At 37.8% G+C, this 23,526-nt stretch carries 17 protein-coding genes; 7 read left to right on the top strand and 10 right to left on the bottom strand.

Features of this window, described 5'->3' with window-relative positions; all coding sequences use genetic code 11:
• Window positions 1-200: 200 nt before the first annotated feature.
• Window positions 201-893 (bottom strand): RadC family protein, encoded by a 693-nt coding sequence (gene radC / locus VLB74_RS09335; protein WP_325203186.1) that lies wholly within the window; start codon window positions 891-893, stop codon window positions 201-203.
• 50 nt (window positions 894-943) lie between these two features.
• Between radC and VLB74_RS09340 the strand changes: the two genes are divergently transcribed.
• Entirely contained in the window at window positions 944-1,531 is a 588-nt protein-coding gene (locus tag VLB74_RS09340; RefSeq protein WP_325203187.1) for a DUF1287 domain-containing protein, read from the top strand.
• Window position 1,532: 1 nt separating this feature from the next.
• On the opposite strand, the gene VLB74_RS09345 is transcribed toward VLB74_RS09340, so the two are convergent.
• The 3 genes from VLB74_RS09345 to VLB74_RS09355 form a co-directional block, all read right to left on the bottom strand.
• Window positions 1,533-2,036 carry a hypothetical protein gene (locus VLB74_RS09345; RefSeq protein WP_325203188.1) on the bottom strand — a complete coding sequence of 168 codons (504 nt, stop codon included), beginning with the start codon at window positions 2,034-2,036 and terminating at the stop codon, window positions 1,533-1,535.
• Window positions 2,037-2,191: 155 nt separating this feature from the next.
• Window positions 2,192-3,547, bottom strand: coding sequence for a UDP-N-acetylmuramate--L-alanine ligase (locus VLB74_RS09350; protein ID WP_325203189.1), 1,356 nt, complete (start codon window positions 3,545-3,547; stop codon window positions 2,192-2,194).
• A gap of 17 nt (window positions 3,548-3,564) precedes the next feature.
• Window positions 3,565-4,248, bottom strand: coding sequence for a tetratricopeptide repeat protein (locus tag VLB74_RS09355; RefSeq protein ID WP_325203190.1), 684 nt, complete (start codon window positions 4,246-4,248; stop codon window positions 3,565-3,567).
• A 129-nt stretch (window positions 4,249-4,377) separates the two neighbouring features.
• Here VLB74_RS09355 and VLB74_RS09360 point away from each other — a divergent pair, with 129 nt between their 5' ends.
• Complete coding sequence (locus tag VLB74_RS09360) at window positions 4,378-10,896, top strand: alpha-2-macroglobulin family protein (RefSeq protein ID WP_325203191.1); 6,519 nt, start codon at window positions 4,378-4,380, stop codon at window positions 10,894-10,896.
• 1 nt (window position 10,897) lies between these two features.
• Complete coding sequence (locus tag VLB74_RS09365; RefSeq protein WP_325203192.1) at window positions 10,898-12,082, top strand: carboxypeptidase-like regulatory domain-containing protein; 1,185 nt, start codon at window positions 10,898-10,900, stop codon at window positions 12,080-12,082.
• Between the two features lie 189 nt (window positions 12,083-12,271).
• Here VLB74_RS09365 and VLB74_RS09370 read toward each other — a convergent pair whose 3' ends face one another.
• From VLB74_RS09370 to VLB74_RS09390, 5 genes are all read right to left on the bottom strand, one after another.
• On the bottom strand, window positions 12,272-14,422 hold the full coding sequence (locus VLB74_RS09370; RefSeq protein ID WP_325203193.1) for a S46 family peptidase: 2,151 nt from the start codon (window positions 14,420-14,422) through the stop codon (window positions 12,272-12,274).
• Window positions 14,423-14,586: 164 nt separating this feature from the next.
• Window positions 14,587-15,594: a GTPase ObgE gene (gene obgE / locus VLB74_RS09375; protein WP_325203194.1), complete on the bottom strand. Its 1,008-nt coding sequence runs from the start codon at window positions 15,592-15,594 to the stop codon at window positions 14,587-14,589.
• 96 nt (window positions 15,595-15,690) lie between these two features.
• Entirely contained in the window at window positions 15,691-16,920 is a 1,230-nt protein-coding gene (locus VLB74_RS09380; RefSeq protein ID WP_414655592.1) for a hemolysin family protein, read from the bottom strand.
• A 65-nt stretch (window positions 16,921-16,985) separates the two neighbouring features.
• A complete protein-coding gene (locus VLB74_RS09385; RefSeq protein ID WP_325203196.1) occupies window positions 16,986-17,558 on the bottom strand; it encodes an adenylate kinase in 573 nt (190 codons plus the stop codon).
• 124 nt (window positions 17,559-17,682) lie between these two features.
• A complete protein-coding gene (locus tag VLB74_RS09390; RefSeq protein WP_325203197.1) occupies window positions 17,683-18,213 on the bottom strand; it encodes a phosphoribosyltransferase in 531 nt (176 codons plus the stop codon).
• A 179-nt stretch (window positions 18,214-18,392) separates the two neighbouring features.
• Here VLB74_RS09390 and VLB74_RS09395 point away from each other — a divergent pair, with 179 nt between their 5' ends.
• From VLB74_RS09395 to VLB74_RS09410, 4 genes are all read left to right on the top strand, one after another.
• A complete protein-coding gene (locus VLB74_RS09395) occupies window positions 18,393-18,926 on the top strand; it encodes a hypothetical protein (protein ID WP_325203198.1) in 534 nt (177 codons plus the stop codon).
• A 155-nt stretch (window positions 18,927-19,081) separates the two neighbouring features.
• Window positions 19,082-20,236, top strand: coding sequence for a 5-(carboxyamino)imidazole ribonucleotide synthase (locus VLB74_RS09400; protein WP_325203199.1), 1,155 nt, complete (start codon window positions 19,082-19,084; stop codon window positions 20,234-20,236).
• A gap of 99 nt (window positions 20,237-20,335) precedes the next feature.
• Window positions 20,336-20,821 (top strand): 5-(carboxyamino)imidazole ribonucleotide mutase, encoded by a 486-nt coding sequence (gene purE / locus VLB74_RS09405; protein WP_325203200.1) that lies wholly within the window; start codon window positions 20,336-20,338, stop codon window positions 20,819-20,821.
• Between the two features lie 174 nt (window positions 20,822-20,995).
• Window positions 20,996-23,023: a M3 family metallopeptidase gene (locus tag VLB74_RS09410; RefSeq protein ID WP_325203201.1), complete on the top strand. Its 2,028-nt coding sequence runs from the start codon at window positions 20,996-20,998 to the stop codon at window positions 23,021-23,023.
• A gap of 171 nt (window positions 23,024-23,194) precedes the next feature.
• On the opposite strand, the gene VLB74_RS09415 is transcribed toward VLB74_RS09410, so the two are convergent.
• A partial coding sequence (locus VLB74_RS09415; protein ID WP_325203202.1) for a T9SS type A sorting domain-containing protein occupies window positions 23,195-23,526 on the bottom strand: 332 nt, incomplete at its 5' end.

Consider the following 23,526-nt stretch of genomic DNA (forward strand, 5'->3'; position numbering starts at 1 on the left):
AAACCTCAGGGGATTGCATAATATTCAAAGACTTTTCAGTTGATTCAGAATTTGAATCATTACTGCAAGAAACGAAAAATATTGCTGATACAGCAACAAATAAAACTTTTTTCATTTTTTTACTTTTTTTTTAAAATTAAAATAATTGATTTGGTTAACCGGTGCAAAGCTAAACAAAATAATTTTTTATAAAAAAAAACTTACAAAATATTTTCATCCGCAAAGCTGAAATAACTTTTTTCGGTAACAATGACATGATCCAACACTAAAATATCCAGATGCTTGCCGGCTTCTTTTAATTTTCGGGTAATCTGTTTATCGGCTTCGCTGGCTATTAAAGTCCCGGAAGGATGATTGTGCACCAGAATAACAGAAGTAGCATTATGTTCTAAAGCCGTTTTGAAAATTATCCTTGTATCTACGACCGTTCCCGTGATTCCTCCTTTGCTGATTTGGGCTTTATAAATTACTTTATTGGAATTATTCAGAAACAAAACCCAGAATTCTTCGTGTGGCAGTTCGCCGATGATGGGCTGCATGATTTCGAAAACCGCTTTACTTGAGGTAATTTTGGACAGTTCCAGACTTTCTTCGGATTTCCGTCTTCGACCTAATTCGGCGGCCGCGACAATTGTGACAGCTTTTGCTTCGCCTATTCCTTTGAAATTCGTCAGTTGTTTCACGGATAATTTTCCGAGCACATTCAGATTATTATCTACAGAAGCCAAAATCCTTTTCGAAAGTTGAACGGCACTTTCATTTCGACTTCCCGAACCAATCAAAATCGCTATTAACTCGGCATCACTCAATATTGATTTTCCTTTCAGCATGAGTTTTTCACGAGGCTTATCGTCTTCTGCCCAATACTTTATGGAGAAGTTTGTGGTTTCCATGGCGTATACTTAAAATTTAACTTTTTGCGTTATATCAGAAAAACGAAGATATGAAAGTTTTACAATTTTTAACCATTTTCTTACTTTTTAATAGTTTCACGACTTCCGAAAAAGATTTTTATGAAAAATTATCCGATGCCGCATTGCAACTAACAAAAGACAGAGTGCTTTATGATCCTGCTTACATCGCAATACCTTATCCCAATGGCGATGTCCCTAAAAACAAAGGAGTTTGTACCGATGTGGTAATCCGTGCTTATCGTAAAGTCGGCATTGATTTACAGAAAGAAGTCCACAAAGACATGAAGGCAAATTTTTCAAAATACCCTAACCTGAAAAAATGGGGTTTAAAAACAACCGATACGAATATCGACCATAGGAGAGTTCCTAATTTGGAAGTATTTTTCAGTCGAAAGGGGAAACAACTTCCTGTTTCAGAAAATCCGAACGATTATAAAACCGGGGAATTGGTCACCTGGATGATTAACGACAAATTACCGCACATCTGCATCATTACAAACAAAAAATCACCGGACGGAAAACGCCCGATGATTGTTCATAATGTTGGAGACGGACAGGTTTTAGAGGATTGTTTGTTTTCCTATAAAATTGTCGGGCATTATAAGTTTGGAAAATAGATTATTTGATATTGTAATTTATTATTTTGTCAATACCCCAAAAGCTTTTTTTAGTGTGTAAAACAAGTATTTTATTCCGGATTTCATCTTCGTTTAAGACTTTCAATTCCTTATATAACACAGAAGATTTTCGAATGTCTAGCGACTCCGTTTCATTATCGGGATACTCAAAATAAACATGCGCAAAAATTCTAATTCCTTTTCCTCTATCGTTTTTGTTAAAGTCCGTAATGGCAAAACTTTTAATTACAGTTTGCTCATCACTGACAACCAAATTCGTGAGTACTTTAAAAAGTATATTGCCCGCTAAACCAAAACTAAAAAAAGACAACATGAGCCCGGTTAACAACATCAATACGTTAGAAAAAAAAGCATCAAAAAAGCCTGAAGATTTGGTATTCCGGATAGAATCAATCCAAGGTTTAGCTTTGAAATAATAAAACACAAAACCAAGCACCAATGGAAGAAAAACAAAAACACAATAATATCTTATTTCCAAATTCAAAAACTGATCATTCCAGAAGAACCAATTTAGAATTGACAATATGGCAAAAAAGACAAAATGCCTATACAAATAAACATCTGCTTTTTTACTTTTATTTTTGGCTAACCGCTTTCTGTTTTTTATTTCCTGAAGCCTTCTTTTATCCATGAATTCAATTAAGCAATCAAATTCTTCACTTCATCAAAATTCAATCCACCGTAGTTTCCGGAACTCATCAATAATAACGCTGAATTCTCCAAATCGCGGTTAAACAAAAAGCTTTTAAATTCTTCCGGATTGGTGTAAATAATCAAATCGTCGCGTTTGAAAGCCTGTGCAATCTGGTCATAGGTAACCTCTTCCAACTGTTTAATTTTTACTGCATCTGGCGAATAGAAAACTACTGCTACATCAGCGTTTTTCAGAGCACCTTCATACTCTTTTAAAAACTCGGCATTCAGGCTGCTGTAGGTATGCAGTTCCAAACACGCCACCAAAGTACGGTTCGGATATTGTTCTTTTACTGCTTTAGTCGTCGCGGCTACTTTACTTGGAGAATGTGCGAAGTCTTTGTAAGCCACTTTGGTTTTACTCTCGGCAATTTTCTCCAAACGTTTTGACGCTCCTTTAAAACTGGCAATGGCTTCGTAGAAATCCGCTTCATCAACACCCATGTTTTGGCAGATCCATTTGGCGCCGGCTAAATTGTTTAGGTTATGCGCACCGAAAACCTCTATCGGCATTGGGCCTTCGGGTGTTTCTAATAACGTAACGCCATTTTCCACTGAATACTCAGGTGTATGATATGCGATTTTACGGATTGGATTGGTCGCCGCTTCTGCAACGCGTTTCACTTCCGAATCGTCTTCATTGTAAACTAAAATCCCTCCATTGGTTATCTTTTGAATGAAAATCTCAAACTGCTCCACGTAATTCTCATACGTCGGAAACACGTTGATGTGATCCCAGGCAATTCCGCTGATTAGAGCGATATTGGGTTGGTACAAATGAAATTTTGGTCTTCTGTCGATTGGGGAAGACAAATACTCATCTCCTTCTAAAACGATGAAATCATTTTCTTCCGTTAAATGTACCATTGTATCGAAACCTTCCAACTGTGCCCCTACCATGTAATCCACATTGATTCCGTGGTAATGCATCACATGAAGAATCATGGAAGTGATTGTCGTTTTACCGTGTGAACCTCCAATAACGACTCTGGTTTTATTTTTGGACTGTTCGTATAAAAACTCGGGATAAGAATAGATTTTCAATCCTAATTCTTTCGCTTTTAACAACTCGGGATTGTCTGCTTTGGCGTGCATCCCTAAAATAATTGCCTCAATATCGGAAGTTATTTTTTCAGGGAACCAGCCCATTTCTGTCGGCAATAATCCTTTCTTATCCAATCTTGATTTCGAAGGTTCGAAAATAGCATCGTCGCTACCGGTTACCTGATATCCTTTACTATGTAACGCTAATGCTAAATTGTGCATGGCAGCTCCGCCAATAGCTATAAAATGTGTACGCATCTTTAAATTCGTGTATTTTACCTGTTGAAATCGGCTTTTAGTTTTCGGGCTTTTTCAACATTTTTTAATTTGTTCAAATATAAGTCATATAGCTTTTCGAAAGTAGTTTTGGAATGACCAATTTCGTATGCTTTTTTCAGATTATTTTCTGCTTTATTGTAGCGTTTGAAATAGACATCTATATATCCTTTCGCCAAATAGCCGTCTACTTTGGACAATTGCACAAGTTCCTCCGCGTATTTTTGAGCTTTCGCTTCACTACCTCCAACGATTCCGGGCAATTCAATGTAAAACAGAACCAATGCCCAACGGGTATCAATGTGTTTCCTATCCAATCTGGCAGCGGTTTCAAAAGCTTCTTCAATATCGCCAATCATTCCAAAAGCCTTGAATTTACTGACCGATTTGGCTTTCATCGCCATGGAACCTCCAAATTTATAATGGTAATTGGCAACCTTGGGATACTGGAGCCTTAATTTTTCGAAATAACCGATAGCTACATCCCATTGCTGCTGATACCCCGCTATGTCTCCCAGGTATTCAACAGTTCTGGTGTCGTTTGGATTTTGCTTCAAAACGTTCTGAAAAAAAGGCAAAGCCGAAGCATATTTCTTTTGCTTAAAAAGAGATTCCCCCTTCTCAAAATCGGATTGCGACCAGAGCAGGAAAGGAAACAATAGTAGAATTAAAAAACGCCTCATGTGTCAAAAATAACAATTAAAAAGAGAAAACTCATAGTTATAAGTAAAACTCCAGCTTTGTAAATAAAATATTATTTATACTTTTAAGACATTTACATTTAAAACCATCTCTTTCACAAAATTCATTCGATGAGGAATTATTTTTTACTGCTATTACTTGTATTCTTTAACATCTGTTTCAGTCAACAATTTGAAAAAAACTGGGAAAAAGTTTTGGAGTTGGAAGCCGAAGGAAAAACCAAATCGGCATTTGAAGAAACCCAGAAAATATATGCCAAAGCCAAAAGAAAAAAGGATGAAACACAAATCATCAAGACTTTTTTTTATAATTCGAAATATATTCAAACATTAGAAGAAGAGGCACAGTTAAAAATCCTTTCTAACTTAAAAAAGGAGATGAAAGATGTGGGTGAAGCTTCACGATCTATTTTACAATATATTTATGCAAAATGCCTGGAAAGTCATTTGGCAAAAAACCGCTATCAAATCCAACAGTTTACTGCAATTGACAGCATTGGAACTGAAGACTTCAGAACATGGCCTGTTAATATTCTCGAAAAAGAAATTAAAACCGCTTATAATTACAGCATTCAAAAAGAAGAAATACTAAAAAAAACGCCATTACTCGATTATGAATTGATTTTTGACTTTGAAAAATATGAAGATTTCAAGGAAACTTCCTTATTTGATTTTTTAGTCTCTGAAGTAGCCAATTACTACAGCGCCCGAATCCGACACCACGAAATAAAGCACTCTGATTTAGAACTTAAAAAAGATCTATTTTTTGATGTTTCGCCAAATTATCAGAAGTCATCTTTCGATTTCATCACGGAAGAAAATTTAAGACAATACCTGATACTGCATCAAAAACTTGAATCCGGAAGTAAAAAAACGCAGGAGCATCAGTTCCGAAGACTCCAATTCCTGAAAAATACTTTTTTTTATTCTGATAATGATTATTACCTAAAAGTACTTACCCGTTTTCAAAAGACTCATTTATATAACGAGATCCTGCAGAAAGTTCTACTGGAAAAGGCACACATTTTTCGTGACTCCGCCTCAAAAGAAAAAAAACCTCAAAACAACCTACTTGCCGTTGCCACTTATGACAGCATTTTAAACTTAAGTCGTTCCCCTATCTATAAAATAGCTCAAAAAGAGAAAGCCGAGATAACACGTAAAAACCTTAACGTTCAACTACTGAAAGAAATTTACAACAATGAGCAAACAAGGGCACATGTCGACTATAAAAACACTGACAACCTGATTATTTCTTTCTACAAAGTAAACCATGCTTTTTTGTCCGACCAAAACCTTTCATATAGCACAAAGGACAGTTTGGTTCGTAACATTGTAAAAGAAAAAACTCCAATAAAAAGGTCAAAATACAAACTTGAAAACAAGAAAGATTTTTTCAGTTATTCTACAGAAGTACTCGTACCCCAACTGGAAACCGGACACTATTTGGCCTATTTTGAAAGCGAAAACAAAAACGATTCGCTTAACAAAACTGTCGATGGCTTTGAGACTATTACTGTTAGCAATCTCTCTCTTTTTAGTTATGAAAAAGATAAAAAAATATTCTTCAAAGTTCATGATAGAAAAACAGGACTTCCTCTGGAAGAGGTTCAAATAAAATCAGACCAGTTTAAACTTTATACGGATGAGTTGGGAAGTGCATTCTCAACCAAAATAAAAGAACGTTACTATGACAATTACGACCTATTGCTCACAAAAGGTAATGACACACTTGCAATCGAAAACTCTCATATAGACAGCCTTACTAACGACAGTAAATATCAAAAAAAAATCGAACCAAAAATCGAATTTTATCTGGACAGGGCCATTTATCGTCCTGGACAAACCGTACTTTACAAAGGAATAGCCTTTTGGAGAAAAAACGGTCAAGTGGAAGTGGTTCCAAATTTAACGGCAAATATTATTCTACAAGACGCAAATGAGCACCATGTAACAGAAATAGAAATAAAAACCAATGAATTTGGCTCATTTTCAGGTGAATTTGTTCTTCCAAAAAACGGATTGACCGGTGAATTTAAAATTATAGCCGAAGAACCCGAAAAACCGGAAAACGACCCTATGTACAATACTAAAGAAGACAAACATCCTTTTTGGGACAATCTGGAATATGAAAATCCAAAAATTAGTTTTCAGGTGGAAGAATACAAGCGCCCAAAATTTGAAATCACTTTTAACCCGATTAAGGAAACCTATATGGTAAACAATCCGGTTACAGTGACTGGAAATGCGAAGGCTTTTTCAGGCAGTTCTATATCTGATGCAAAAGTAAGTTACACGATTACAAGAGAAAGCTACAGGAAATACAGGAGCTACCCTGATGATTCGGAAGTTATTGCCCAAAAAGAAACAAAAACAGATGGCACAGGAAAATTCAGCATTGATTTTACAGCTACACCAAACGAGCGTTTTTCAAAGGAAGATTTACCAGTATTCGCCTATAAAGTTTCCGTAAGCATTACCGACAACAATGGGGAAACAAGGAAAAACGAGACTATGCTAAAAGCGGGTTACCATACTTTAGTTTTAGATGTGAGTCTTCCCAAAAAAATTGAGACCGATAAAAAAGAGACCATTTATGTACGCAGCGAGAACTTAAACAACGAGTTTGTTCCTGTAAAAGGAGAATTGAAATTTTACTATTTAGGCCCGATAGAAAACAAATGGAAAAAAAGCCTTTTTGGAGTCCCGGATATAAAAACAATTGATAACAGCGAGTTTGAAAAACTATTCCCTTATGAACAAATGACCGATAAGTCAGAAGTAAATGGAAAACTGTATTTCAGCAAATCCATAACCACAGAAAAAAACAAACCTATCCCTTTAGATTTTGTTTCCTACTGGAAGACAGGCGGTTACAAGGTTGTTTTCACAGCCAAAGATGCTTATGGAAATCCTGTGGAGGACTCCTTTGGTTTTAGATTATTTCAATCCAAGGACAAACAAATCCCTTCCAATGAATTGTTCACAATAAAACAACTGAATAGCAATCCCAAAAAGGATGGTTACGTCAATTTGGAAATCAGTTCAAATTTTGCTGATTTATATATTTATGCTGATGCTTTTTACAACAACCGTATTTATGATTCAAATGTCATTACGCTAACTGACAAAAAAGCTGTTTTGCAATTCCCTGTCAAAAAAGATTTCAAAACAGGCATATTCATTGAGTTTCACAGCATCTTTGAAAATACAGCTTTTAACAAAGGGATGACGGTATTATTTCATGAAGAGGAACCAAAACTACAATTGGAACTGGAAACCTTAAGAAACAAAATCGAACCGGGCAGCAAGGAAAACTGGTCCTTTAAAGTAAAAGGAAAACAAAAAGAGGAAGCCGAAGTTTTAGCTTCGATGTATGACCTTTCATTAGATCAATTTACAGTTAAAAACTGGAACCCACTAAATTTTGAGATGTATTATAACAATTACGGTCAAAATTATACAAAACTTGGCTTCAATCGAATATACAGCACTTTAGATTATGAAAATCCTTATTACGAATACTATAATGTCCGAGAAGAAAAAACCCAACTTATCTGGTTCGGCTTTAATTTTTCGAATGCAAAAGACTACTACACGCAACTACAATATAAAAAGCTGAAAGATGCAAAAAAAGAGAAATTACCTTCAACTGTAAAATCCGTCTCCGGAATTGTAACTGAAGGAGGCTTACCTTTACCAGGCGCATCTGTAACGGTCAAAGGAACCTCAAGAGGGACACAAACCGACATGGATGGCTATTACTCTATTGATGCAGCCCCAGGAGAAAAACTCGTATTTATGTTTATTGGCATGAAAGACTGTGTTATAAAAGTCAATTCCAAAGTTCACAATGTTGCCATGGCTTCTGAATCTACAACTTTAGAGAATGTCGTTGTTACTGCTGTTGGCATCAAAAAAAGGCAAGATGAAATTACCTCTTCCTATGAGGATAACAAAGTGTATTCGGGAACAGAAAACTTTTATAGTGTAGGAACTCTTGCGGGTAAAGTCGAAGGTTTACAAGTTATTCCTGGAAATGCTAACTCAAAAACCAAAATTGTACTGAGAGGAAATCGATCCATAAGCGGTGAAAATCAAGCACTGATTGTAATTGACGGAGTAGTAAGTGATGCCGATGCATTAACAAAAATACCTGTCTCGGAACTGGTTTCAACTACCATTTTAAAAGGTGCCCAGGGAACAGCTCTTTACGGAGATGCCGGGGTAAACGGAGTAATTGTAGTCACAACAAAAAAAGCATTGACCGAGTTGACGCAAGTGCAAACCCGAAAAAACTTTAACGAAACTGCTTTTTTCTATCCATCCTTAAAAACCGACAGTAATGGAAGAATAAAATTCTCTTTTACTTCTCCCGAAGCCTTAACACAATGGAAATTAAGGCTATTGGCTCACACCAAAAAAGGCGTTTCAGGCTATTATGAAAACACGGTAGTCACTCAAAAAGATTTCATGGTTACCCCTAACTTCCCAAGATTTTTCAGGGAAAAGGATACGGTTTACATTTCTGTAAAACTGGCCAATATGACTTATGAAGCTAAAGCCGGAGTTGCCTCACTGCAATTGTTTGATGCCGCCACGATGCAACCGATAGATTCAAAAGTTGCCAATAGTGACAACATTAAAAACTTCACCATAACAGCAAAAGGGAACAGCGTAGTGACGTGGCGATTAGTCATTCCGGAAGGTTTGCAAGGGGTTCAGTACAAAGTACTGGCCAAATCCGGTAATTTCTCCGATGGTGAAGAAAATATTGTGCCGATAGTAACCAATTCGATGTTGGTAACAGAGAGTATTCCACTTTGGGTCCGTGAAAACAGTAAAAAGGAGTATGTTTTTGAAAACATGAAAAACAACACTTCCCCTACGCTCAAAAACCACTTACTGACATTGGAATACACTTCCAATCCTACTTGGCTGGCTATCCAATCGTTGCCCTATTTAATGGAATACGAACACGATTGTGCCGAACAAACTTTTGCACGCCTATACGGTAATGCATTGGCGACCACAATCATCAACAGCAACCCAAAATTGGCAGAAGTTTTTGAAAGCTGGAAAAAGGACGGTAATTTAACTTCCAAATTAGAACAAAACGAAGAACTTAAATCATTGATTTTAGCCGAAACCCCGTGGCTTTTGGATTCGAAATCCGACGAAGAAAAAAAGAAAACCCTGGCGTTGTTATTGGATTTAAATAAGATGAAGGCTTCGCTTGACAATACTTTTCAGAAATTGAAAGCCAAGCAAACCGCTTCCGGTGGTTTTCCATGGTTCTCCGGTATGGAAGAAAACAGCTATATCACCAACCACATTCTTGCAGGACTCGGACATCTGGAAAAATTAAAAATCGACAGCAAAACAAGTCAGCAATTTGACGAAATAGCAAAAACTGCTGTCCCATTCGTGGATAACAAATTTATCACTGCTCATAATACCCGAATTGAAAAATTAAAAGATCCTGAAAAACTGGTTTGGCTGCAGTACTATAACGAACTGCATTATTTGTACGCCAGAAGCTTTTATTTAAATAAATATCCGCTTTCCGAAACGTTGCAAAAAGCCTCCAGATTTTATATCGAAAGATGCAAAAAAGACTGGCTGACCTATTCCCTTTATGAAAAAGGAATGACGGCCTTAACATTGTACCGATTTGGAGAAACCAAAACGGCAAAAGATATCCTGACACATCTAAAAGAAACTTCTGCCAACAATGACGAAATAGGAATGTACTGGTTAGAAAACAAATCGGGTTGGTATTGGTACAATGCTCCTATCGAAACGCAAGCGCTGCTAATTGAAGCTTTTGCAGAAATTGAAAACGATACCAAATCGGCAGATGCGATGAAAGTCTGGTTGTTAAAGAGTCGTCAAAACACCAATTGGCCTTCTACGAAAGCAACTACGGAAGCCGTGTATGCACTTCTGATGCAGGGAACCGATTGGCTTTCCGTAAAAGACAATACCGTTATTAAAATGGGAGCAACAGAAATAGCGACCAAAAAAATGAAAGAAACCGAAAAAGAAGCTGAAACCGGTTATTTCAAAATGACCTGGAAAGCGGATGAAATCAAAAAGGAAATGGCTACGCTTTCAATCGAAAATAAATCAAAAGTAACAGGTTACGGAGGTTATTTCTGGCAATATTTTGAAGATCTGGATAACATAAAAACGTTTAAAGGCGGCCCAATGTCTGTTGAAAAAGAATTATACCTGAACAAAAACACCGATGACGGAAAACAACTGCAACACATAACAACTAAAAACCCGTTAAAAATAGGTGATTTGGTTACGGTTCGTTTGATTATCAAAGTTACAGAAGATATGGAATACATCCATTTAAAAGACATGCGTGCAGCGGGATTTGAACCAATAGAAGTAATCTCCCAGCATAACTGGAAAAACGGACTTTCTTATTACCAAAGCACCAAAGATTTAGCAACGCATTTCTTTTTTGACCGAATCAATAAAGGAACTTATGTATTGGAATACGATGTGCGGGTAAACAACAAAGGAGAATTCTCCAACGGGATTACAACCATCCAAAGCATGTATGCCCCGGAATTCACAAGTCACACGAAAGGGATTAGAGTAAGTATTAAAGAATAATATGAAAAAACTGTTTGTCATTGTTACGTTTGTTTGCAGCTTCTTTTGTTATGCCCAAACCAAAATTTCCGGCATCGTAAGAGATCAAGAAACCAAAAAACCTTTGCATGGCGCCTCTATTTTCGCACCGCAAACCACCAACGGAGGAGCAACGGATGAAACCGGTTTGTTCTCTTTTACGCTGATAGAAGGGCAAACGCAGGTTTTAATCAGTTATGTGGGTTATGAAAGCGTAATTGTGCCGGCAAGTTCTTTTACTGCAACCGACAAATCAAATGTTATCTACCTGAACCCTATCGTTAATAATCTCAAGGAAGTCGTTATTAAGAAAATCTCCGCCAAACAAAGGGAAAAATATATGGAGATTTTTAACCGGGAATTCATAGGATTAGGTAAAATTGCCGAAAAAACAAAAATCCTGAACCCTGAAGTGATCCAATTCGACATGAACAAAGAAAATACCCTTCTAATAGTGACAGCGGATGCCCCTCTTCAGCTAATCAATGAAAAAACCGGATATTTCATTTCCTATGAATTGGTATATTTTGAGAGCAAGGTACTCACGGAAGAACACAACCAGAAACTCACTACTTTTTTTGGTTATCCCTTTTTTAAAGATATCGTTAATGAGAAAGAACTAAACACAAAAGACGTAACAAAAACGCGTTTAAAATGTTATAAAGGATCTACCATGCACTTCATCCGAAGTCTTTACAATGGCACCATGGAAAGTGAGGGTTTTACCGTATTGAAATTTACCAGAGAACTAAATCCGGATTACCCTTCACAGGACAGCATCAACAGGATGATGGATGCTTTCAGACGAAATGGAAAAATCCCACAAATACCCGCAAAACACAAGATCATATATGATAAAAATCACCAAAAAGTACATCAGCTGGTATTTGAAAGAGAGGGCAAAAAATACTTTTACTTTACAGACTTCTTATCAGTCGTATTCCGAAGAGCAAAGGAGGAAAACAAATATACCGAATACTACCATCAGTCAGAAGCCGACTATCAGACCTCTCAATTAAAATTAATGGAAGACACTCCAATTGAGATTTTTGCGGACGGAACATACGCCGAAGTGGATTATTTAGGAAGTTTCGGCTACATGGGATGGAAAAAAATGGGCGAAATGCTTCCATTCGATTATCAGCCTGAACCTGTGGTTCCTAATTAAACATTCCTGATACAAAAGACCACTCTCATATAGCCCCGGGTGGAGCGGCACCTTGTAAAGTGGAACACGGGAACGACGTTTCCAAAAAAGCCCAGAATATTCGCTCCAAAAAAAAATCCGGATACATTGCTGCATCCGGATCCTTTCGCTTCGTTCAGAATGACATTAGCCATCCTTTCTTGAAGAAAATTATTTGATGATTGTCATCTCGTCTACGATGTGTTTTGCACCTGAGAAGTTCTCAATTACCCACAATACGTAACGGATGTCACAGTTGATTGTTCTTTGTAATTTAGTATCAAAGATTACGTCACCTGCCATCGCTTCGATGTTTCCGTCGAAAGCAAGACCGATTAACTCCCCTTTTCCGTTTAATACCGGAGAACCAGAGTTACCACCTGTGATATCGTTGTCAGTCAAGAAGTTAACATGTAATGTACCGTCTTTATCTGCATAACGACCGAAATCTTTGTTTTTGTTCATTTCCAACACTTTTGCAGGTAAGTCGAACTCATGATCGCCTTTTTTGTATTTTTTCACCTGACCCGCTAAAGTAGTGTAGTTGTTGATTGTAGCTTCATTACGTTTGTCTGCAGGTAAAGAACGAACTTTTCCGTAAGTTAAACGCAATGTTGAGTTAGCATCCGGATATTTGATAGTTCCGATTTTAGACTCGCGTAAACCTTCTACCAATTTACGGAAAGCTGCTCCGTAATCGTTTTGCGCTTTTGCGATTTCGTCTGATTTAGAGCTGAAATGATTCAATAAATCGTTAGACAATTTCATCAACGGATCGTTTGTGATCAAACCTTCGCTTGGTGCATCCAAGAATGCTTTGATTCTGTCTTTTGAAGACAAGATACTTAAATCGAAAGCAGCATTAACGAATTTAGAAAAATCGTTGTTGTTTGCTTTTCCTAATTCAGCCACAGCCGGAGCAATAGCATATCCTGTTGATTTAGTTGCGTACAATTTCAATTGTGCAGCCATGATATCTTTTTCAGCAGGAACATGTAGTTCTTTGAACATTTCGTCGGTCATTTCAAGGATAGCCGGAGCCATTTGCGCACGTTTGGCAGCATCAGCTTTAGCATAGTTTTCCAACTGTTTTCCTAAACCTCTTGAAACTGTTGCGTAAGCACTTGTTCTGAAAAGCGTCGTTAAGTAATTGTCATGACGTGACTTCTCATTAGTCAATTTGTAGAAATTGTTGATAGTAGAAACAACGTTTCCGTATTTCGCTTTGTTTTCAGGTTTGTTAGCCCATTTGTCGAATTTCGCTTCCTGAGCCGCTTTAGTTTTAGCAGTACCGAATTTTGTTAACGCGTCGATCATTCCCTGACGGTTTTTCCAGTAGTTAGCTACACCAGCATATTTTGAAGCATATACCAAGTTCAAAGCATCGCTCTGATCCATGTATTTTTTCATGGCATCCATACCGGTTTTAGAACCTTCAACCCAAGCAGGATAAGCATATTTTACGTTTTGATCGATTCCTGAAGCAGGCATCCAACGGTTAGTTCTACCAGGATATCCTAAAATCATTGCGAAATCGTTTTCTTTAACACCACCGATGTTTACCGGTAAATAATGTTTAGGTTTTATAGGCGTGTTGCTTGTAGAATACTCAGCAGGATTTCCGTTAGCATCACCGTAAATACGGAACATAGAGAAATCCGCAGTGTGACGAGGCCACTCCCAGTTGTCCGTATCTCCACCGAATTTACCTAAACTTTCTGGTGGTGTACCTACTAAACGAACGTCTTTGTAGTCTTGGTAAACAAAATAGTAATACTCATTCCCTTGGAAGAACGGACGTACAGATACTGTGTATTTTCCTCCTTCGTTGTTTTCTTTTTCGATTTTAGCGATTTCAGCGTTGATAGCTTTTTCACGTTCCGCTTCTGTCATTTTATCGTTAACAACTGATAAAATTCTCTTTGTACAGTCATCCATACGAACGAAGAAACGAACGTATAAGCTTGACGGTTTTAATTCTTCCGCTCTTGAATTAGCCCAGAAACCGTTTTTAAGGTGATTTTTTTCTGCAGTAGATAATTCAGCAATCGCGTCATACCCACAGTGGTGGTTAGTCAATACTAAACCGTCTTTAGAGATGATTTCAGCTGTACATCCACCGTTGAACTGAACGATAGCGTCTTTTAAGCTGTGGTTGTTAATACTGTAGATTTCTTCAGCTGTTAACTGCAATCCCATTTTTTGCATATCTCGGTGGTTCAAACGCTCGATGAACATTAAAAACCACATTCCTTCATCAGCTTTTACACTTGCCGGAACAAGCATAATCGCAGCGATAAGAGATAAAAGTAATTTTTTCATAGTTAAATTTATTTTAGTGCTGCGAAGATACTTTTTTTTGGTAATTAGCTGAAAATAATGATTTAGAAATATTTTTCGTTAAGAAAATTTTAACAAATTAATCTGTCTTTAAATCAAAAAAGGCGCTCTTTCGAACGCCTCTTATATTTTTCACAGCTACTATATTACACTTCTGTATTAAGCATCTGCCATAATTTATCTTTTAATTCCGTAAGACCCTGTTGAGCGACCGAAGAAATAAACATATACGGAATTCCTTTAAAGTCTTTATCCAGATGTTTCTTCATTTCAGCCTTCAGTTCGTCGTCCAGCATATCGGATTTTGAAATAACCACCAAACGATCCTTATCCAACATTTCCGGGTTATAGCGACGTAATTCATCCAATAAAATATCATATTCTTTTTTAATGTCCGGCGCATCGGCTGGCACTAAAAACAGCAATGTTGAATTTCGCTCAATATGACGAAGGAAATAATGTCCTAATCCTTTACCTTCAGCAGCCCCTTCAATAATTCCGGGGATATCCGCTATTACGAACGACTGAAAATCACGATAGGCCACAATCCCTAAATTTGGTTTCAGCGTTGTAAATGGATAATCGGCGATTTTTGGTTTTGCGGATGTCAGGACTGATAATAACGTAGATTTTCCAGCATTCGGAAACCCTACCAATCCAACATCTGCCAATACTTTCAGTTCCAAAACAACATCAAGTTCTTCTGAAGGCATTCCCGGCTGTGAGTATCTTGGCGTTTGGTTCGTGGCACTTCTGAAGTGCCAGTTCCCTAAACCACCTTTACCTCCCTTAACCAGGATTTTTTTCTCTTCGTGCTCGGTGATTTCAAACAGAATTTCATCCGTTTCCTTATCACGAACTACAGTTCCCAAAGGCACTTCGATATATTTGTCTTCTCCGTCGGCTCCGGTACTGCGTGCGCTTCCTCCATCTCCTCCGTGACCGGCTTTGATATGACGTGCAAATTTCAGGTGAAATAAGGTCCACAAACCTTTATTCCCCACTAAATATACGTGTCCGCCTCGGCCTCCGTCACCACCGTCCGGCCCGCCTTTTTCGATAAATTTTTCTCTGTGTAAATGCGTAGAACCTTTACCTCCTTTTCCGGAAGCAACATATATCTTTACGTAATCTACAAAATTCCCTTCAGTCATTTCTTCTTTTCGTTCTGTTAATTAGCTTATCAGCTGTAAAAATTGAAATATCGGTCTGTCGACAATCAACCTTTTAAATATTCTGTTTATTCTGTTTTACACGTCATCCTTTAAAAGGCGGACCAAAACTTTATCTATTTTAATCCCATCCATATCGACAACTTCCAACTCCATTTTGTTCCAAATCAATTTTTCACCTTCTTTTGGAATGTAAGTCAGCTCCGTCATAATCAAACCGCTTACGGTTGTTACGTCGTAATCGTTAATCTGATCATCCAAGTCGAAATACGTTAAGAAATCGTGTAACGAATAGTGTCCGTCCACCAGCCACGTTCCGTCTTCACGGGCAATCAACTGGAATTCCTCTTCATAGAATTCAGCAGCATCTCCTACTAATGCTTCCAGGATATCATTTAGGGTGATAATTCCCTGACAGATTCCGTACTCATCCGTTACCAAAGCATAATGTACTTTGGATTTTTTAAAATTCTCTAATGCCTTATAGGCCGATGTATGCTCAATAAGATATACCGGGTCTTTGGTAATGGCTTTTAAATCAAATTCCCCTTTTTCAAAGCTGGCGAACAGATCTTTCAATAGAACCACGCCGACTACTTCGTCGAGATTTTCCACACAAACCGGATATACCGAATGCAACTCATCCAACACTTTCTCTTTCAGTTCCTGGACAGTTTCATCAAGAGAAAGATAAATCACGGATTTTCTGTGCGTCATCAGTGAATTTACTTTTCGGTCACCGATATGAAACACACGTTCCACGATATCCTGTTCAATCTCCTGCACTTCACCTACCTCGGTTCCTTCTTTTATAATGGCTTTAATTTCCTCTTCTGTTACCTTACCATCTGCTGTTGGCTTGATTTTGAAAACATCCATGATAAATTCTGTGGAAACCGTCAGCAACCAAATGAATGGCATTGTCACAATCGAAACCGCTTTCATTGGTACAGCCACCGCTTTAGCAATGGATTCCGGATAATTCAGACCGATTCGTTTAGGCAATAATTCTCCTAAAACCAAAGAAAAATACGTTAAGACCACTACCACAATTCCTACTGAAAGACTAGGCGAATAAGGACGAAGTATTTCAAAACCTTCTAAAAACAACTTAACATTGTCGGTAATTTTTTCACCACTGTAAATACCGGTAAGAATCCCGATAAGGGTTATTCCGATTTGTACTGTGGATAAAAATTTATTAGGCGAATTGGCCAATTCCAAAGCCGTTTTCGCACTGGCATTTCCTTTTTTTGCCGCCGATTCAAGACGGTTTTTTCTCGCTGAAATCAAAGCGATTTCCGACATAGAAAAAACACCGTTAAGTAATATTAAAAAGAAAATTATGAGTATTTCCATGTTTGTTTTTTAGGTTACAACGTGTCTATCACAGCGCTTAGTCGCTCTGTAATTTCTTCAATAGAACCAATACCGTTTACGGCATGAAATTTATCCTGCGCTCTGTAAAAATCCATTAAAGGCGCCGTTTTTTCATTGTATTCCTCATAACGGTTACGGATTTTTTCAGCATCCTGATCATCTGCTCTTCCGGAAGTTTTTCCTCGTTCCAAAATACGCTCCACCAAAATATTGTCGTCCGCTTCAAGGGCAATAGTTGCCGTTACTTCCCATTTTTTGGTTTTTAAAAACGCGTCTAAAGCATTGGCTTGCGCGATTGTTCTTGGAAAGCCGTCGAAAAGAAAACCTTTAGAATCCATGTTTTTCTCAACTTCATCCTGTAACATTTTAATGGTCACGCTATCCGGAACCAGTTCTCCGTTATCGATATACCCTTTAGCTTCTTTCCCTAAAGCGGTATCGTTTTTCATGTTGAAACGAAAAATATCACCCGTAGAAAGATGGGTTAAATTGTATTTTTCTTTTAAAAATTCTGCTTGTGTTCCTTTTCCTGCGCCCGGTTTACCGAACAAAACAATGTTGATCATTTTAAAAATTGTAATTTGTAGTTATGTTGTTTATTTGTTTTTATTTAAAATATCAAAAGATTGAAGGATTTAAAAATTAAACTTATTGAAAAGAATCTTTAAATCTTTCAAATTATTAAATCAATCACTTAAGCTGATACACTTCCGGCAGGTTTCTTCCCAGACCATCATAATCCAATCCGAAACCTACAATGAATTTATCCTCTATTTCGATACCAATATAATCAATTTTTATATCCTTTTTGTAAGCTTCCGGTTTCAAAAACAAAGTAGCAAATTTTAACTGCTTCAGGTTTTTATCCGCAAACAAAGTATGCAACTCTTCAACGGTATTTCCGGTATCTACAATGTCTTCGATAACCACCACGGTTCTGCCTGCCAAGTCCTGATTTAGCCCGATAAGCTGTTTCACTTCATTGGTTGTCTGCATACCATCATACGATGCCATTTTCACAAAAGTGACCTCGCACGGCCTCTTATAATGTTTCATAAAATCCGAAACTACCATAAACGAACCGTTCAGAACACCAATAAAAACAGGAATTTCGCCATTTAAATCTGTTGCCACCTGTTTGGCCATGCGTCCGATTGCCCAATCCAGCTCTGCGGCAGAAATATAGGGAACAAATCGCTTGTCGTGTAGTTGAATCTCCATTTTTACATCAGGGAATAATTGACAAAGATAATTATTTTTAGGAATGAGTTGTGAATTATAAGTTATGATTTACACATTATCCCTTCTACATCTTTTCCTGCTCGTATCAAAACCTGATAAATTTGACATTCTCTTAATTTAGCTTACTTTAGCAAAACCAACCGCATTCATTTATAAGAATGAAAGAAATTTTATTCAGCCGATTAGAAAAAAGCAACGCCAGTACGGAATGTCGAAATGGGCTTCGGGACTTTATTTTTGACCATCCCGAGCAATTGAAAGATTTAATTGCATTTGGCACCGACCTGTACAACAAAAATCATCACAAAGCGGTTTGGATCATGGAAATGATTGCGGAAGTAAAAACCGAAATGCTTCTTCCGCACATCAACACCATCTGCGAAACCATTTCCGGATACAAACACGACTCTGCCATCAGGGGAATGTCACGGGTGGCTTATTTTCTTGGAACTTCAAAAAATATAACGCTTACAGAATTTCAGAAAGAAAAACTCATCGAAATATGCCTTGACTGGTTAATCCGGGATGAGCGGGTCGCCTGTAAAGCATACGCGATGAAAACACTGGTTCATTTCGGCAAAAAAGAGCCTTGGATCAACGAAGAATTAAGGGAAATCATCGATAGGGATTATGCGCAACAATCGGCTGGATATAAGGCTGTGGCGCGCGAGGTTTTGGGAAAAATCAAATAAAACAACGCAATTACGATTTCCAAACCCCAAATAATCAAATATCTGTTAGCCATTGTTAATTATCAACGGAGTGAGTATCTTTGCACACAAACAACAACACAATGGTACGAGCGAAGCAATTGCATGAGACCATTAAAAAACAATAACTACAACGAATGAATTATTTTTCTTCCGATTTCAAATTAGGAATCCTGGGCGGAGGGCATTTAGGTAAAATGATCCTTGCCGAAACCCGTAAATTCGATATTCAGACTTATATTTTAGATCCGAGTGACGAAGCGCCATGTCAGTTTGGTGCGACCAAGTTTTTCAAAGGCAGTTTGATGGACTATGACACCGTATACCAATTCGGTAAATCGGTTGATGTACTGACCATTGAAATCGAAAACGTAAATTTAGATGCGTTAGACACTTTGGAAGCCGAAGGCAAAAAGGTATTTCCATCGCCAAAAACCTTGCGAATGATTCAAAACAAAGGTCGTCAAAAGGATTTTTACGCAGAAAACAACATTCCTACATCTCCTCACCAACGCTTTTCAGATTTAAACGGCCTGAAAAATGCCGTGAAAAACGGACAATGGGAAATCCCGTTTGTATGGAAATGCGCTCAATTTGGTTATGATGGAAACGGAGTAAAAATTATTCGATCGGTTCAGGATTTAACCGAACTGCCTGAAGTGGAATGTATCGCAGAACAAATGGTGCCGTTTAAAAACGAATTGGCCGTAATCGTTTCCCGAAATGTCTCAGGCGAAATCAAAACCTACCCTGTGGTGGAAATGGAATTCCATCCCGAAGCCAATCAGGTGGAATATGTGATCTGTCCGGCACGTATCGATGAAAAAGTTTCCGAAAAAGCCCGAAATATAGCTTTAAAAGTTTCCGAAGCCTTTAATCATATTGGTCTTTTAGCAGTGGAAATGTTCCAAACGGAAGACGATCAAATTTTAGTAAACGAAGTAGCACCGAGACCGCACAATTCGGGCCATTACAGCATCGAAGCCAGTTATACTTCTCAATTCGAACAACATATCCGTTCTATTTTGGATTTACCTCTGGGCAACACCGACAGCAAAGTAGCCGGAATCATGGTAAATTTGGTAGGAGCTGAAGGTTTTTCAGGTCCCGTAGTTTATGAAAACATTGAAAAAATCATGGCGATTGACGGTGTTACTCCGCATATTTATGGAAAAAGGGAAACCCGTCCGTTTCGAAAAATGGGCCATGTAACCATTGTAAACGAGAACATGACCGAAGCGAGAAGAATTGCGGAAGAAGTTAAAAACAGTATTAGAGTGATTAGTATTTAGTCGCAGTTGACAGGCAAAAAAGTTGCCTGAGCAATCAGTGCGCAGTGATCAGTATTCCGATTACAGAAATCAAATAATCAAGTAACAAAACACATTATAATGAGTAAAGTAGCTATTATCATGGGCAGCATTTCCGACATGCCAGTTATGCAGGAAGCCATCGACATATTAAAAAGCTTTAACATCGAAACAGAAGTAGATATCGTTTCGGCACACAGAACACCTGAAAAACTTTTCGATTTCAGCAAAAACGCACATACACGCGGTATTTCTGTAATTATCGCAGGTGCAGGTGGTGCCGCGCATTTACCTGGAATGGTAGCTTCCATGAGTCCGCTTCCCGTAATTGGAGTTCCGGTAAAATCAAGCAATTCAATTGATGGTTGGGACAGTGTTTTATCCATTTTACAAATGCCTGGCGGCGTTCCGGTAGCAACGGTAGCTTTAAACGGCGCAAAAAATGCCGGAATTTTAGCAGCCCAAATCATCGGAAGCCACGATAAAATTGTATTGAATAAAATGATTGAATACAAAGAAGGATTAAAGCAAGCGGTATTAAAAGCTTCTGAAAACCTTACCAAATAAAAGTGAAAAAAGCCCCTGTGGCTGGGACTTTTTTCGGGGTCCACAGACTAATGGGTTAAAATTAGCCGGTGTTTATTGTACTTTTTGTTTGGAGCAAAAAGAGTTTTAATAATTTCGATATCAAAATATTACTCGACAAAAATACATTTTTTACCGATAAACTACAAATAAATAATGCAGATTTTAACAACAAAATTCTTAACCAAGCATAATACCGCACCTTTTTCACAAATTAAGTGTGAAGATTATGTTCCGGCCATCACAGAAGGCATTCAACTTACTCGTGCTGAAATAGATAGTATCGTAAGCAATCCCGAGGATCCGACTTTTGAAAATACGATAGAAGCTTTGGAATTTTCAGGTCAGACTCTGGATCGCATTACCAGTATTTTTTTCAATCTTAATTCGGCTGAAACCAGTCCCGAAATGCAGAAAATTGCACAGGAAGTTTCACCAATGCTTACCGAATTAAGTAACGACATTACTTTAAATACAGCATTATTTGAACGAATCAAATCCGTTTACCAGCAAAAAGAAAGCCTGAAGCTAAACACAGAACAGGCAATGCTTTTGGACAAAAAATACAAAAACTTTTCGCGAAACGGAGCGTTGTTAGCAGAAGACAAAAAAGCACGTTTGCGTGAAATCGATACCGAACTGGCCAAATTGAAACTGACTTTCGGCGAAAATGTATTGGCAGAAACCAATGCATACCAATTACACATCACTAATGAAGAGAATTTAATAGGCTTGCCGGAAGGTACTGTAGAATCTGCCCGTTCTTTGGCTAAAAACCAGGAAAAAGAAGGTTGGATTTTCACTTTGGACGTTCCAAGCTACTTACCGTTTGTCACCTATGCCGAAAACAGGGAGCTTCGTAAAGAACTTGCCATTGCCTACGGAAAAAAAGCATTTCAGAACAACGAATTCGACAATCGGCAAAATGTTTTAAAAATTGCTAATCTTCGTCACGAACGCGCTAATTTGCTAGGATATAAAACCCATGCCAATTTCGTATTGGAAGAGCGCATGGCGCAGAACCCCGAAAAAGTAAATTCCTTTTTAAATGATTTACTCGATAAAGCGAAACCGGCGGCGGAAAGAGAATTTAAACAACTGACCGATTTCGCAAAAAAACTGGACAGCATTGACCGATTGGAAAAATGGGACAGTTCTTATTACTCGGAAAAACTGAAACAGGAACTATTCAACCTTGACGATGAAAAACTGAAACCGTATTTCAAACTTCAGAACGTTCAGAACGGAGCTTTTACAATTGCCAACAAACTTTTCGGATTGACATTTACGGAAGTTTTCGACATCGACAAATACCATGAAGATGTCCATACTTTTGAGGTATCGGATGCTAACGGAAATTTGGTTGCCATCTTCTACTCTGATTTCTTCCCGAGAAAAGGAAAACGCAACGGCGCCTGGATGACCTCTTTCAAACCGCAATACATAAAAGACGAGGTAAACGAAAGACCTCATGTTTCCATTGTGTGTAATTTCACAAAACCTACAGATACCAAACCTTCGTTACTGACTTTTAACGAAGTAACAACTTTATTTCATGAGTTCGGACATGCCTTACACGGTATGTTAGCCGATACAACCTACCCTAGTTTATCGGGAACATCCGTATACTGGGACTTTGTGGAATTACCGAGTCAGGTTATGGAAAACTGGTGTTATGAACCGGAAGCGTTGGCTTTATTTGCTCATCACTACGAAACTGGTGAAATCATTCCGCAGGAATTTGTAAATAAAATAAAGGATAGTGCAAACTTTCTGGAAGGAATAGCAACTTTGCGTCAATTAAGTTTCGGATTGTTGGATATGGCATTCCACGGAAATGATCCAAGTGGCATTAAAGATGTCAAAACATTTGAAAAAGCAACCATGGAAAACACGGCTTTGTATCCTGATGTAGCCGAAAACTGTATGAGCGTTTCGTTTTCTCATATCTTTCAGGGAGGGTATTCATCCGGTTACTACAGCTATAAATGGGCGGAAGTTTTAGATGCCGATGCTTTCTCTTACTTTCAGGAAAAAGGGATCTTTAATAAAGAAGTTGCAGATAAATTCAAAGATAATATCCTTTCTAAAGGAGGTACAGACCATCCGATGACCTTATACAAAAAATTCAGAGGCCAGGAACCTAAACCGGAAGCATTGTTAAAACGAGCCGGACTGATTTAGAACAAAAAATAATTATTAAAACCGAAGCGCAAGTCTTCGGTTTTTTTATTTGCATAAGAAATGGAAAAATTACTTTTTCTTCAAACTTTCGAAACATAATTCTATGACAAAAAAAGAACCGCCTGAATAATCAGACGGTCCAAAAAAAAAAAAATATGATAAACTATAACCTTATTTTTTAATCACTTTTACTGTTTTAATCGCATCATCAGTAGCGACTTTTACGAAGTAAGTTCCCGCCGAAAATCCGGCCATTGGAATTGTTGCCGTCATACCATTCACTGATTTTGACACCACCGTCTGACCGGTAATAGTGTATATTTCAACATTAGCAATAGACTGCGGATTCTCAATTTGTAACAAATCGTTAACCGGATTAGGGTATACTTTCAGATTTGCCAAAGCGAAATCATTTACACCTAATGTTACAGTTGCGGTAACTGCTAAAGCACTACTTGTACATCCTCCAACCGTTTGTGTTGCATAATAAATATTCCCACTTA

It is taken from the genome of Flavobacterium sp. (assembly GCF_035456225.1).
GTDB lineage: Bacteria > Bacteroidota > Bacteroidia > Flavobacteriales > Flavobacteriaceae > Flavobacterium.